This is a genomic window from Salipiger sp. HF18 (assembly GCF_011806505.1).
Taxonomy (GTDB): domain Bacteria; phylum Pseudomonadota; class Alphaproteobacteria; order Rhodobacterales; family Rhodobacteraceae; genus Salipiger; species Salipiger thiooxidans.
This window is the reverse complement of record NZ_JAATOS010000001.1, coordinates 24,616-37,659: the sequence shown is the minus strand read 5'-3', so window position 1 is coordinate 37,659 and position 13,044 is coordinate 24,616. Positions and strand designations below refer to the sequence as shown.

12 protein-coding genes and 3 pseudogenes are annotated in these 13,044 nt (G+C 67.4%); all 15 read left to right on the top strand.

Annotation, left to right across the window (positions count from 1 at the left end; translation table 11 throughout):
• Positions 1 to 28: 28 nt before the first annotated feature.
• The 15 genes and pseudogenes from HC022_RS00190 to HC022_RS00120 all read left to right on the top strand — a co-directional run bounded on the left by HC022_RS00190 (position 29) and on the right by HC022_RS00120 (position 12,578).
• Complete coding sequence (locus tag HC022_RS00190) at positions 29 to 700, top strand: response regulator transcription factor (RefSeq protein ID WP_008888089.1); 672 nt, start codon at positions 29 to 31, stop codon at positions 698 to 700.
• 55 nt (positions 701 to 755) lie between these two features.
• Complete coding sequence (locus HC022_RS00185; protein WP_368484586.1) at positions 756 to 2,072, top strand: sensor histidine kinase; 1,317 nt, start codon at positions 756 to 758, stop codon at positions 2,070 to 2,072.
• Positions 2,073 to 2,926: 854 nt separating this feature from the next.
• Positions 2,927 to 3,475, top strand: a pseudogene (locus HC022_RS00180) (transposase); the annotation flags it as partial.
• A 70-nt stretch (positions 3,476 to 3,545) separates the two neighbouring features.
• A pseudogene (locus HC022_RS00175) lies at positions 3,546 to 3,728 on the top strand (transposase); the annotation flags it as partial.
• 95 nt (positions 3,729 to 3,823) lie between these two features.
• Positions 3,824 to 4,180 (top strand): polyketide synthase, encoded by a 357-nt coding sequence (locus HC022_RS00170; protein ID WP_167450894.1) that lies wholly within the window; start codon positions 3,824 to 3,826, stop codon positions 4,178 to 4,180.
• Positions 4,181 to 4,354: 174 nt separating this feature from the next.
• Positions 4,355 to 4,813 (top strand): copper chaperone PCu(A)C, encoded by a 459-nt coding sequence (locus HC022_RS00165; protein ID WP_167450893.1) that lies wholly within the window; start codon positions 4,355 to 4,357, stop codon positions 4,811 to 4,813.
• A 3-nt stretch (positions 4,814 to 4,816) separates the two neighbouring features.
• Complete coding sequence (locus HC022_RS00160; protein WP_167450892.1) at positions 4,817 to 5,191, top strand: DUF2946 family protein; 375 nt, start codon at positions 4,817 to 4,819, stop codon at positions 5,189 to 5,191.
• A gap of 45 nt (positions 5,192 to 5,236) precedes the next feature.
• The gene (locus HC022_RS00155; RefSeq protein WP_167450891.1) at positions 5,237 to 6,628 is read left to right on the top strand and encodes a PepSY domain-containing protein; all 1,392 of its coding nucleotides are present in this window, start codon (positions 5,237 to 5,239) and stop codon (positions 6,626 to 6,628) included.
• Between the two features lie 10 nt (positions 6,629 to 6,638).
• Complete coding sequence (locus HC022_RS00150) at positions 6,639 to 7,355, top strand: Crp/Fnr family transcriptional regulator (protein ID WP_167450890.1); 717 nt, start codon at positions 6,639 to 6,641, stop codon at positions 7,353 to 7,355.
• A gap of 14 nt (positions 7,356 to 7,369) precedes the next feature.
• Positions 7,370 to 8,455: an ABC transporter substrate-binding protein gene (locus tag HC022_RS00145; protein WP_167450889.1), complete on the top strand. Its 1,086-nt coding sequence runs from the start codon at positions 7,370 to 7,372 to the stop codon at positions 8,453 to 8,455.
• The gene (locus HC022_RS00140; RefSeq protein ID WP_167450888.1) at positions 8,452 to 9,495 is read left to right on the top strand and encodes an iron ABC transporter permease; all 1,044 of its coding nucleotides are present in this window, start codon (positions 8,452 to 8,454) and stop codon (positions 9,493 to 9,495) included. Before HC022_RS00145 ends, HC022_RS00140 begins: the two co-directional genes overlap by 4 nt.
• The gene (locus HC022_RS00135) at positions 9,492 to 10,304 is read left to right on the top strand and encodes an ABC transporter ATP-binding protein (protein ID WP_167450887.1); all 813 of its coding nucleotides are present in this window, start codon (positions 9,492 to 9,494) and stop codon (positions 10,302 to 10,304) included. The genes HC022_RS00140 and HC022_RS00135 overlap by 4 nt, the downstream gene beginning before the upstream one ends.
• Positions 10,305 to 10,443: 139 nt before the next feature.
• Positions 10,444 to 10,638: pseudogene (locus tag HC022_RS00130) on the top strand (transposase); the annotation flags it as partial.
• Positions 10,639 to 10,911: 273 nt separating this feature from the next.
• Positions 10,912 to 11,601, top strand: a complete 690-nt coding sequence (locus HC022_RS00125) for a TetR/AcrR family transcriptional regulator (RefSeq protein ID WP_089959283.1) — start codon at positions 10,912 to 10,914, stop codon at positions 11,599 to 11,601.
• The gene (locus HC022_RS00120) at positions 11,598 to 12,578 is read left to right on the top strand and encodes an MDR family oxidoreductase (RefSeq protein WP_008888061.1); all 981 of its coding nucleotides are present in this window, start codon (positions 11,598 to 11,600) and stop codon (positions 12,576 to 12,578) included. The genes HC022_RS00125 and HC022_RS00120 overlap by 4 nt, the downstream gene beginning before the upstream one ends.
• Positions 12,579 to 13,044 lie beyond the last annotated feature (466 nt).

The following is a 13,044-nucleotide window of genomic DNA, read 5'->3' as shown; positions in this document are numbered from 1 at the left end:
AACTTGCGCATCCCGATAAAGGCATCTCATGCGAATTGCCGTCATCGAAGACAACGAGGCCCTGGCGCACGGGATCGCGTTCCGTTTGCGGGATCGTGGCCACTCCGTCGATCTGCTGAATGACGGCGCCGAGGCGGATGCCTTCCTTGCGCAGGAGGGGGCGGATCTGGTGGTACTTGATCTGAACCTGCCGCACATGGACGGCCTTGCCGTTCTGCGCGCCATGCGTCGCCGCGGCGACGGCACCCCGGTGATCCTTTTGACCGCGCGGTCCGAGACGGCGGAACGTGTGGCTGGGCTGGATGCGGGGGCGGACGATTACCTGACCAAGCCGTTCGAGATGGACGAGCTCGAGGCCCGCCTGCGCGCCATGGCCCGGCGCAAGGACCTGGAATTTGCGGCGCGCGAGAGGCTGGGGGCGCTGATCTTCGACCGCAACGCCCGGCAGCTCTTCCAGGACGGGACGCCGCTCGACATCCCCCGAAAGGAGATCGCGACGCTGGAATGCCTGCTGGAACGCAGCGGGCGCATCGTGTCCAAGGCGCAGCTGATCAGCCATGTCTACGGCACGGGGTCGGACACCGACGAAACCGCGATCGAGCCGCATGTCTCGCGGCTGCGCAAGCGGCTCGAACCGTTCGGCATCCGGATCAAGACGGCGCGCGGGCTGGGTTACATGCTGGACGTCAATGTCGGCTAGTCGGCGCAGGACGACGCCGCGAAGGGCGATCTCGCTGCGGCTCAGGCTGTTCCTGGTGATCCTGCCGCCGTTGTTCGCCGTATCCATCCTGCTGGGGATCTGGCGGTTCCATGCCGCGCAGGAAACCTCTGAAGAACTGTTCGACCGCAGCCTTCTGGCCGCGGCGCTGGCCATTTCGCGGGACGTGGCGATTTCGGACGGCGATGCCCTGTCGCCCAGCACCCGCAGCTTCATCTCGGATGCCGGGGGCGGGGAAATCTTTTATCACGTCACCGGGCCGGGGGGGTATTACGTCACGGGCTATGCCTATCCTCCGCGCGCCGGCGCCGCCCTGCAAAGCGATCTTCCCAGCTACTATATGGCCGATTACCGGGGCGAAAAGATGCGCGTGCTGCGGATGACCGAGACCCGCACCATCGCCAACCTCTCGGGCGAAACCGTGGTGACCGTCTGGCAGCGTGTGAGCGACCGCCAGGGGTTCGCGCAGGAGCTGGCTCTGCGGGCCATCGGCCTGATGGCCGGGCTGATGGCGGCGCTGGCGCTGTTGATCTGGTTCGGGGTTCAGGTCGGGCTGCGGCCTCTCAACGACCTGCAGGAGGCGATCCGCAGACGCTCACCGGACGATCTGGGCCGGATCCGGCGCCCGGTGCCCAAGGAGGTCGCAGGGGTGGTCGCCACGCTCAACCGCCTGTTCGGGCAGGTGCAGGACAGCATCGAGGCGCACCAGGTCTTCATCTCGGATGCCGCGCACCAGCTGCGCAATCCCGCGGCCGCCCTGATGGCGCTGGCAGAGACCCTTCCGGATGTCACCGACGAGACCGAGCGCGCCGCCCGGCAGGCAGAGCTGATCGCGGCGGCGCGTTCCTCGGCGCGTCTGACCAATCAGCTGCTTCAGCTCGAACGCCTGCGCTACGGCGACACCGACACATGGCAGCGGTTCGACCTGAACGATGTCATCGAAGAGGCATGTCAGGCGCTGGCGCCCGCCGCCCTGATGCGTGACCTCGACTTTTCGCTGGAGCGCTCCGCCGAGCCTCTGCCAGTCGAGGCAGACCCGGTCCTGATCGGCGAGGCGATGACCAACCTCGTGGACAACGCGCTGCGCCATGGCGGCGACGGGATGACCCGGATCACCGTCAGGACCGCGCTGAGCGATGCGGGCGTCGCGGTCACCGTGCAGGACGACGGGATCGGCATTCCCGCAGACCGGTCGGAGGCCGCGTTCCGCCGGTTCTCGCAGCTTCGCAACGGCGAGGGCACCGGCCTGGGCCTGTCCATCGTCGAACAGGTCGTGCGCAGGCATCACGGCAGCGTGCAACTGCTGGAGTGCGCCGCAGGCACGACCATCCGCATCGAATTGCCGCGAGCGTAACGGGCGCGGGTCCATTCTCAACGGCACCTGATCGTGGAAACGGCGGTACAAGACTGGTCCACAGCAGCGGCGGGATCAGCCTGCTGGCGATCGTGGTCAGGCCACAAGGTGTTCCGCGCTGTATCCCACCCCATCGCAGCGCCCGGCCGGTAGCCGCGATGGGGCTCAAGTGGCAGATCGGAGACACACCCGACTCTGACGGGGTCGATGCTCCCGCCCGACGGCATCGCGATGTGCCAAGAGGGTGATGCTGACGTCACCACAGGGAGAGGAGGCCGCCATGGATGAGACCGGAACCGTCGGCGTCGACCTGGCAAAGCAGGTCTTCCGGAGTCTTGGCGCGACGTCGGACGGGCGCGCGGTTTTCCGCAAGAAATTGTCCCGGTCAGAATCCGCGAAGGTCAGGTCAGCGCTGCCGCCCTGCATCGTGGCCATGGAGGCCTGCGCGACAGCGCACTATTCGGACCGGGAACTCGCCCGGCTCGGCGATGACATACGGCTCATCCCGCCCGTCTGTTTCAGACCCTTCGTGAGGCGTCGAAATGACACCAGATCCTCGGACAGGAACCATCGTTCCGGGTAAGGGCATCGGCAACATCGAGCGCCCTGCCCTTCGCCCGGAAGAAGATTACCTGTCGGACGTCGTCCGACACCTGAGGCGGCTCTGTCTTAAACAGATCGCGCGACTGGGAGCCGAGATCGAAAAGCCGGACAAGCGCATCATCACTGCCACGAAGGAAACCGGGGTGGCCCGCAGGCGTCAGACCCTGCCTGTGATCGGCCCGGTCTGCGCGATGGCGATTACCGGCTTCGCATCGGACATGCATGAGTTCCGACGAGAGCGCCACAAGCCGGCCTTCGCGGCCGAGCGGATCATGGACGTGGAGATCGACGCCCGAGCCGGTGCCGGGAAGGGCGTTTCCTCTCCACTGCGGGAGGGTCAGGGGGACGGTTACCGGGACACTCTTGCCGGGCGGATCGCGCTGGAAATCCCGAAGCTTGGAAAGGGGAGCTGACTGCCCAGCTTCCCGGCGCCACGACGGACGGCTGTGAAGGCGCTGGTGGCGGTGATCCGGAAGGCCTGCGCCCACGGGGTCTTTCCGCGCTTCGCAGGCGATCTGGTGAAGGCGGTGGGGTGAGGAGGATCAGGGGACCGTCCGGTGGACGGTCCCCCCGACGAACGCGGCTTGTGGCAGAGCCAGGTCAGTCGCCTTAGTGGCGCAGAGCGGGTGAATGCACTCGTCTCCCGCCCGCCCGAAGGCGCCCGGCCCTGCCTCCGGCTCGACGCGACCTGCGTGAAACTGCGCGAGAGTGGGCGGATCATCACCCGCGCCGCGATCAGGGCGGTAGCTGTGAACGGGGACGGCAAGCGCGAGGGTCTCGGCATCGCCACCGGCCCATCCTCGCGGCGTTGTTGCTGAACTCTGTCTGCGAAGGACTCACATCGTGAATCCATGCGGTTAGACGGGGTGCATGAGCAATTCTGCAGTCGCCCGCCAGCGCACGACGAACTGGTCGAACTACACGGCTTCGCTTCGCAATCGCGGGTCGCTACGGATCTGGCTGGACAAGGAGTTGACTTGGCTCGCGGCGCATGACGGCAACCCCGGCCGCCCCGCGTTGTTCTCGGATGCGGCGATCCGGTTTTGTCTGTCCACTGCCCGGCATCAGGTTTCTCGGAGACGGAGAGTGACAGGCGCGGCAATCAGGACGCTTGCGGATTCGCGCATCGCTGGTATGCAGGTCCGGCCATGCAGGTTTCGATGCGGTTCATCCCCTTCTGCGCGCTGATCGCGCTGCTGTTCGTCGCCCTCGCGACGTCAGGCTTCGCGCATCGTTTCGCATCGCCGGGAGAGCAGGCCGCGCTGGTCTACGCGCAGACCTTCGGGCTCGATGCGGAAGACATCTGCGGTGGAGCGGACATGGATGCAGGCAAGACCTGCGACGCCTGCCGCCTGCACGCGGCGATGAGCCTGCAGGAGCCCTCCGTCACGCTGATCCTTGCCGAACTATCGCTCGATCCGGCCGAGTGGACGTCACTGCCGCCGGTGCTTCATGATGTTGCGGCGGTCCCGCTGCGTCCTTCGAGGGCACCTCCGGTCGCCTGACCCCGGCGGCAGGATGCGCTTCCGCGTCGCTGCCTGACGGTGTTCCCGAGGAAACTGGCTTTCGCGCCAGCTTCTGCAGTCGTCCCCCCCCTTTTCCACCTTGTCGCACCGCGCGTCCTGCACCGCGGGGCTCCAATCGACCGGCTCTGCCGGCCACTCCAGACGAGGACCGCCATGAAACGCGCCCTGACCCTGATCTTCCTTGCCCTGGCCACACCCCTGGCCGCTCATGACACCACTGCGGGAAGCCTGCACATCGACCATCCCTGGATGCCGGTGCCGACCGCCACGGCGAAATCCGCCGCCGGTTACATGGTCATCACCAACCGAGGCCACGAGGCCGACGAACTGGTCGAAGTCCACTCCGCATTTGCCGATCAGACCATGCTGCACACCACCGAACATGCGGATGGCGTTGCGAAGATGACCCACATCATGAGCCTTCCCATCGCCCCGGGCGAAACCGTCACCCTGGAGCCAGATGGCCTGCATGTCATGTTCATGGGCCTTCAGGGCAAGACCGCCGAGGGCGACTTGATCCCGGCCACGCTGGTCTTCCGCAACGCGGGCGAGGTCGCGGTCGAGTTTGCCGTGGATGCAATGGACGATCATTCGGACCATTCCGGCCACTGATCCTTGCGGTTCCTCGGGATCATCACACGGGCGCTTTTGCTTCTGGCGCTGATCGGTACAGGCATCGTGCCGACCGGTTTCATGCGCGTGTCCGGTCCCGAGGGGATGCGCCTCGTGATCTGCACCGGGGATGGCCCGCGGGAGATCGTCGTCGATGCCAGCGGTGCGCCAATCCCGGAGGAGGCCCCGGACAAGGATCACCGGACCGCCTCCTGCATCCTGTCGGGGCTGGTGCCGCCCCTGTCTCCCGATCTCGTCGTCGCCCCGCCGGAGGAGACGGCACGCCGGCTCGTTCTCTGGCGCAGGGAACACCAGATCCTTGCCCGCGGCCCGCCCCTGCGCATCGCCGCAGCACGAGCGCCGCCACGCCCTGTCTGACTTCGAAAGCTCTCGGCTCTTTCCGTCAGACAAGGACATCCCGTCATGACATCCTCCATCGACGCGGCAAGCACGCAGACGCGTGACCGCGCCTTTTATTTCGCCGCGTGGCGCTGGCATTTCTATGCCGGTCTCTACGTCATTCCCTTTCTACTGATGCTGGCCGTGACTGGCTTCATCATGCTCTGGATCGCGTTTTTCCAGGGCATCGGCGACGAGAAGCGAAGCGTCGTTCCCGGCCACGCGCCGCTGCCCGTCAGCGCCCTGCAATCCGCTGCCGAGGCCGCCGTTCCGGGCAGCACCGCCAGCCAGTACGTCTCTCCCCTCAGCCCTGAACATGCCGCCGTCTTCCGGGTGAGCGCCGACGGCATCGCCACTGGCGTCACCCTCGACCCATATACCGGGAAGGTGATGCACAGCTTCCCGTGGCGGGCGGGCTGGTACGATCTGGCCAATGACATCCACGGCACGCTGCTCATCGGCACCGCCGGAGACCTTCTGATCGAGGCCGCGGCCAGCCTCGGGCTGCTGCTGGTGATCACCGGGCTCTACCTGCACTGGCCCCGCAACGGATCGGGCCTGCGCGAGATGCTGGTGCCGGCGCTCAACAAGCGCGGGCGGGCGCTCTGGAAGTCCCTGCACGGGGTGACGGCCTTCTGGTTCTCGATCGTGCTGGTGCTCTTCCTGATCTCGGGGCTCAGCTGGGCCGGGATCTGGGGCGAGAAGATGGTACAGGCGTGGAACACCTTCCCGGCCGAGAAATGGGGCGCGCCGCTGTCGGACGAGACCCATGCCAGCATGAACCACGAAGGCTCCCACGAGGTGCCGTGGACGCTGGAACAGACGCCGCTGCCGCTCTCGGGCTCGCTTGCCGGGACGCAGGCCATCGCAGGGCCGGTGAGCATCGACAGCGTTGCCGCCTTTGCCGATGGGCTGGGCTTTGACCGGCGCTACAACCTGAACCTGCCCGGCGGACCGACCGGCGTCTGGACGATCAGCCATGACAGCATGTCGAACGACGGACCGGACCCGTCGGCGGACCGGACGATCCACATCGACCGCTACACCGGCAACGTGCTCGCCGACGTGCGCTACGCCGAATACTCCACCTATGCCAAGGCGATGGCCTGGGGCATCGCGCTGCACGAAGGCGACCTCGGGCTGTGGAACTTCGCCCTGAACACCGTCTTCATCGCGGCGATGATCTTCGTCAGCGTCTCAGGGCTGGTGCTGTGGTGGAAACGTCGCCCTGCCGGGGCGGGACGGCTCGCCGCGCCGCCGGTGCCCTCGGACATGCCGATGTGGAAAGGCGCGGTGCTGGTGGCGCTGGTGCTGGCGATGGCCTTCCCGATGGCAGGGGTCGCGCTGCTGTCGGTGATCGCCGTGGACCTGCTGGTGCTGTCCAACGCGCCGCGCCTCAAACGCGCATTGTCCTGAGGGGGTGCCCATGCAGATCGCATCGCATTCCCACGCGGGGGGGCATCCTCCGGCGACACGGCGCCTGCGCCCGGCGCTGTTCCAGGGGCTGACCACGCCTGAGATGCGGCTTGTCCGCCGCGTCTTCACCGAAGACCTCTATGACGACGCTGAGGCGGTGCCCCGTGACCCGGCGCGGGCGCCCTTCGTGGGCCTTCTGCTGGACGGGTGCCTGCGCGAGGACGCCACCTTGCCGGGCGGCGAACGGCTCTTTGCGCTGACCTTTCCCGGCGAGACGCTCTCGCCTCTCGGCCCGCGCCGACGCAGGGGGCGGCTCAGCGCCATCGGCGCGGTGCAGCTGCTGACCTGTGACCGGGACGGGTTCGAGCGGATCGCGCAGGAGGTGCCGCGCCTGCGGCTCAACCTGCTCGGGCTCGTGCAGGAGCATCTGACCGAAGCGCAACGCTGGCAGATCCTGCTGGGCCGCAAAAGCGCATCCGAGCGGGTCGCCTCCATGCTGCACTGGTTTCACACCCGGCAGGGCGCCCCCGCCGAGCTGCATCTGCCGGTGACCCGAACCGAACTGGGGCAGATGGCGGGCCTCACCATGGAAACCGTGTCGCGGCAGGTCCGCGCGCTCGAGAAGGCCGGCGTCATCGACCTGCCGCTGCCAAGCCGTGTCCGGGTGATCGACCCGGGCGCGCTGCACACCCTGTCCGGCGACGCCCAACCTCAGCGCCTTCATTGATCAAAGGAAACACCATGAAACACCTGACCATTCCCGCCCTCGCCCTGCTGTCGCTGAGCGCGCCCGCCTGGGCCGAGATCACCATCACCGACCTGCGCGGCCGCGAGGTGACGCTCGAGGCCCCCGCGCAGGAAGTGCTGCTGGGCTTCTACTACGAGGATTTCCTTGCCGTGACGGGGACCGGCGCAGTGGACCGGATCGTCGGCCTGTCGCGCGGGCCCTGGGCCGAGTGGCGCCCGAAGCAGTGGGAGATCTACACCGCCGCCTTCCCGCAGCTGGCCGATCTGCCCGACGTCGGCGACACCGAAAGCAGCACCTTCTCTATCGAGACGGCGCTGGCGACGGACCCGGACCTCGTGATCCTCGCCGGCTGGCAATACGACGCCCTCGGCGAGTCGGCGCAGCAATTCGACACGGCGGGCATCCCCGTTCTGGTACTCGACTACAACGCGCAGACGCTGGACGCGCATCTTGCCTCGACCCGCGCGCTAGGGAAGGCAATGGGCACCGAGGACCGGGCCGAGGCGCTCGCAACCCTCTATGAGGACATGACCGCCGACACCGCCGCCCGCGTCGAGACCGCCACAGGATCGCCCAAGGTCTATGTCGAATTGGCGCAGAAGGGCCCGGACGAGGTCGGCAACACCTACGCGGGCGGCATGTGGGGCGGCGTGATCGACCGGCTTGGCGGGACCAACATCGCCAATGGCCAGATCGAGAACTGGGGACCGCTGTCGCCCGAATACGTGCTGGCCGAGGCGCCCGAGGTGATCTTCCTGTCGGGCTCCGAGTGGCTGAACCGGCCTGCCGCCGTGCCGCTGGGCTTTGCCGCCGACCCGGCGCTGGCGCAGGAGCGCATGGCCGCCTATCTCGCGCGTCCGGGCTGGTCCGATCTGCCCGCCGTGCAGGATGGCGAGGTCTACGGCATCTACCATGGCGGATCGCGCACCCTGTCGGACTTCGCCTACTTCCGCTTCATCGGCAAAGCGCTGCACCCCGAGGCGTTCTCTGACGTGGACCCGCAGGCAGAGCTGGCACAGTTCTACGCCGACTGGCTGCCGATCACGCTGGACGGCACCTTCATGATGCACGCGGAATGAGCCTTGTCGCGACGGAACGGAGCGGTTTCGGCCGCTCCGGCCTGACCCGGGCGGCGGCGGTGATGGCCGCCTTCGCCGTTCTGAGCGCGCTGATGGTGGCGGATCTCGTAACCGGTCCGGCGGGGCTGTCCCTGGACGAGGTGCTGCGCGGCTTGCAGGACGGTCCCGCCGGAAGTGACCGCCGTCTCGCCACGATCCTGTGGCACCTGCGCATGCCGCAGACTCTGATGGCGGCCCTGGTAGGCTGTGCGCTGGGGATCGCGGGGCTGCTGATGCAGACCATCCTCGCGAACCCTCTGGCCAGCCCCTACACGCTGGGGTTTTCCGCCGCGGCGGGCTTCGGCGCGGCGCTGGTGATCCTGTTCGGCACCGCGCTGCCGGTCGCCACCTGGATCGGCATTCCCGTCGCCGCCTTTGCCGCGACGCTCATCGCCGCCGGGTTGGTACAGCTGGTGGCGCGCTACCGGGGCGCCTCGCCCGAGATGCTGGTGCTGGCGGGCATCGCCGTGCTGTTCTTCTTCCAGTCGCTGCAATCGCTGCTGCAATTCATGGCCGCGCCCGAGGTGTTGCAACAGATCGTCTTCTGGCTCTTCGGCAGCCTGCTGAAGGCGACATGGACCAGCGTCAAGGTGCTCACGGCGATCCTGCTGCTGACGCTGCCCTTCGTGCTGCGCGAGGTCTGGAGCCTGACCGCGCTGCGCCTCGGGGATGGCAACGCGGCGAGCCTCGGGCTCGATGTCGCTGCGCTGCGCCGCCGGGTGCTGGTAATGGTGGCGCTGCTGACCGCAGGCGCGGTGAGCTTCACCGGCACCATCGGCTTTGTCGGGCTGATCGCGCCGCATGTGGGCCGGGCGCTGGTCGGCGAGGATCACCGTTTCGGCCTGCCGATGGCGGGGATCATGGGGGCCATCGTCCTCGTCGCGGCCTCGGTGACCGGCAAGATCCTGTCGCCCGGCGCGGTCATTCCCGTCGGCATCATCACCGCCGTCGCGGGCATACCCATGCTGCTGGGCGTCATCCTGATGAAAGGCCGGACATGATCCTCAGGGAGTTTCGCGTCTGGGCGGGCCGTCGCTGTCTGCTGGACATCCCCGGGCTCGAGTTGCCGTCGCGCGGGCTCGTCGCTGTCATCGGACCGAACGGCGCCGGCAAGTCGACGCTGCTGAAGGCGCTGGCGGGGGTGATCCCGCATGACGGCGACAAGTTGCTGGACAAAGGCTGGCCGGTCCCTTCGAGGATCGGCTACCTGCCGCAGGATTTCACCGTCAGCGCCGCCATGACGGTTGCGGAATGCGTGCTTCTCGGTCGCCGCGAGAGGCTCGGCTGGTGGATCACCGCCCACGACAGGGCCGAGGTTGCCCGTGTCCTCGCCCGTATGGACTTGTCGGAGCTTGCAGGAGCGCGCATGGACCGCCTGTCCGGCGGTCAGCAACAGCGCGTCCTGCTGGCACAGCGGCTGCTGCGCGACCCACGCCTGCTGATCCTCGACGAGCCGACGAGTGCGCTCGACCTGCACCACCAACTCAAGGTGCTCTCGCATCTGCGGCAGCTTTCGAAGGAACGGCTGGTCATCGCCGCACTGCACGACCTGACGCTCGCAGGGCGCTTCGCCGAACGGATCGTGCTGATCGAGGGTGGCACCCTCGGCGTTGCGGGCGCTCCGGGAGACGTGCTGCAGTCGGTCCACCTCGACCACGTCTATTCGATCGACAGCCAGATCATGGCAGACCGCTGCGGCGCGCCCGTCGTGATCGCGCACCATGCGGAAGAGCACCAGCCAGTTCTGAGCGATCGGGGCGCAAAGCGGGGGACCGAACCGGTCAGAGAAGGCAGCCCGGGCAGAACCTGAAGCCCGAAAGTCAGCCCTTGCCGCGGCTCAATTGGGCCTGGCTCCGGTCCTCCGCTGCGTCCGGTACGAAGGTCTGCCATGAGCCGGGAGTGCCTCTGCGCCCGGGACGAAAACGCGTATGGCGCTAATGCATCGCGGCATCTTCGTCGCGACGCATCTGCGCTGTCGCGTTCACTGGATGAGAAACGCGGTTGCCCATGCTCCGGCCAAGCGGCGCCGGGCCGTGGCCGCAATGCTGAAGACGATCTACGCGCAGGAAAACAAGGCGGATACCGAAGTCCGGTGGGAGGTTGTGGCCGACGCGCTGCGCGGAAAGCAGGCGAGGCTCGGCGCCCTGGACCTCTCCGAAGGTCGGCGCTCTTGCACCATCTCGCAGGGCATCTCCCCATGAGCGCAAGCGAACTCTCCATCTGGACCGACAGCCCTTGCAGGCAGAGAATCACTTAACTCGGTTGGGTTCTCGCTGGTGGTCCCGGGCAAAGGTGGCAGGCCGTTCTTTCAAACGAGTTTTGGGCTCGGAAGTCAGCCTTATCAGGCAAATATTGAAGACTTGTCGCGCTCGAAAGCGAGTGATTGATTTATTGGACGGACTGGTCTAATAAAAGGCATGACCACGACCGGCTCACCCCTCACTTCCACCGACAAGCCCCGGCGCGGACGTCCGCGCGGTGCGCCGGAGGCGTCGGAGGCGCGGCAAAAGCTGATCCGCGCCGGGCTCGAACACCTGACCGAAAAGGGCTACTCTGCGGTCGGCGTGGACGAGCTTCTCAAGGCCGCGGGCGTGCCGAAGGGCAGCTTCTATCACCACTTCAAGAGCAAGGCCGACTTTGGCCTCACGCTTGTCACTGCCTATAACGACTACTTCGTGGAGCTGCTCGACCGCGCCTTCCTCGATGAGGCGCGCGCGCCGCTTGACAGGCTCCGGGTCTTCACCGACGCGGCCGCGGAGGGAATGGCCCGACACGGCTTCCGCCGCGGCTGTCTCGTCGGCAATCTCGGGCAAGAGATGGGCGCGCTGCCGGATGACTTCCGCGCCGCCCTGACCGGCGTGCTCGAGGGCTGGCAGACCCGCACCACGCGCCTGCTGCGCGAGGCGCAGGCGCAGGGGCAAATCGGGCCGGACCTCGACCCGGAAGCCCTCGCCGAGACCTTCTGGATCGGCTGGGAGGGCGCGGTCCTGCGCGCCAAGCTCGAGCTGCGCCCCGAGCCGCTGCACCGCTTCGCCGCCACCTTCTTCTGTCTCATCGAAAACCGATCCCCCACGATCACCCAGAAAGCTGAAAGGACCCAACCATGAAGGCCATCCTGATCGAAAAGCCTGACGACACGCAGACCGTCTCGGTAAGCGAGGTCTCTGAGACGCAGCTGCCCGAGGGCGATGTGCTGGTCGACGTCGCCTACTCGACGCTGAACTACAAGGACGCGCTGGCGATCACCGGTGCCGCGCCGGTGGTGCGCAGCTTCCCGATGGTACCTGGCATCGACTTTACCGGCACCGTCGCCGAGAGCAGCCATCCCGATTTCAAGCCCGGCGACCGGGTCGTGCTGAACGGCTGGGGCGTGGGCGAAGTGCATTGGGGCGGTCTGGCCGAACGTGCCCGGGTCAAGGGCGACTGGCTGGTGCCGCTGCCCGAGGCAATCGACCTGCGGCAGGCGGCGGCGATCGGCACGGCGGGCTATACCGCGATGCTCTGCGTGCTGGCTCTGGAGCGGCAGGGGGTGACCCCCGACAAGGGCGAGATCGTCGTCAGCGGCGCCGCAGGGGGCGTCGGCAGCGTCGCCACGGCGCTTCTGGCAGCGAAGGGCTACGAAGTGGCGGCGGTCACCGGCCGTGCCTCCGAAGCGGACTACCTGCGCGGCCTTGGTGCCGCCTCGGTGATCGACCGCGCCGAGCTGACCGGCAAGACCCGTGCGCTGGCCAAGGAACGCTGGGCCGGGGGGATCGACGTGGCGGGCAGCACGGTTCTCGCCAACATGCTCTCGATGATGAAATACCGCGGTGTCGTCGCAGCCTGCGGGCTGGCGGCGGGCATGGACCTGCCGGCCTCGGTCGCGCCGTTCATCCTGCGCGGCGTGACGCTGGCCGGTGTGGACAGCGTGATGTGCCCCAAGCCCGACCGGCTCGAAGCCTGGTCGCGCCTGTCCTCCGACCTCGACCTCGGCAAGCTTGAGGAGATGAGCACCGAGCTGCCTTTTGACAAGGTCGTTGAGACCGCGCAGAGGTTCCTCAAGGGGGAAGTCCGTGGACGCATCATCGTTCCCGTAACCGCCTGATCCTTGCCGGGCGCAGGCTCAGATGAGGTATCTGGCTTGCGCCCGACTTCCAACGTCAGGCCCTAGACCGGATGACCGGGGTACCAGCTGGCTGGTCTGGCCCTCTCGGGCGCAACCGGCCTCGTTTCGGCGCTGTCGTGGTCCCCAGCCCTCGCGGCGACCGTGCTGCGCTACGGCAACGCGGGCAACGACACCAGCCTGTCGAACCTGTTCAAAAAGCAGGTCACCGACGCGCTGGCTGAGGTGCCCGGCGGCGAGCTCTCCTTCGAGATCTTCGCGGGCTCGCTCGGCGGCGAACAGACGCGGCTCGTGTCGATGGCGCTGGGGCAGCTCGACATCTACAACGGCGCCTACACCGGCACCCGAGAGTTCAACATCTTCTACGTGCCGGGCGTCTTCCGTGACGGCGCATGGGCGACGCTCCAGTCGCCGGGTGCCGCCCGAGCCGTCCCGGCAGCGACCCGAC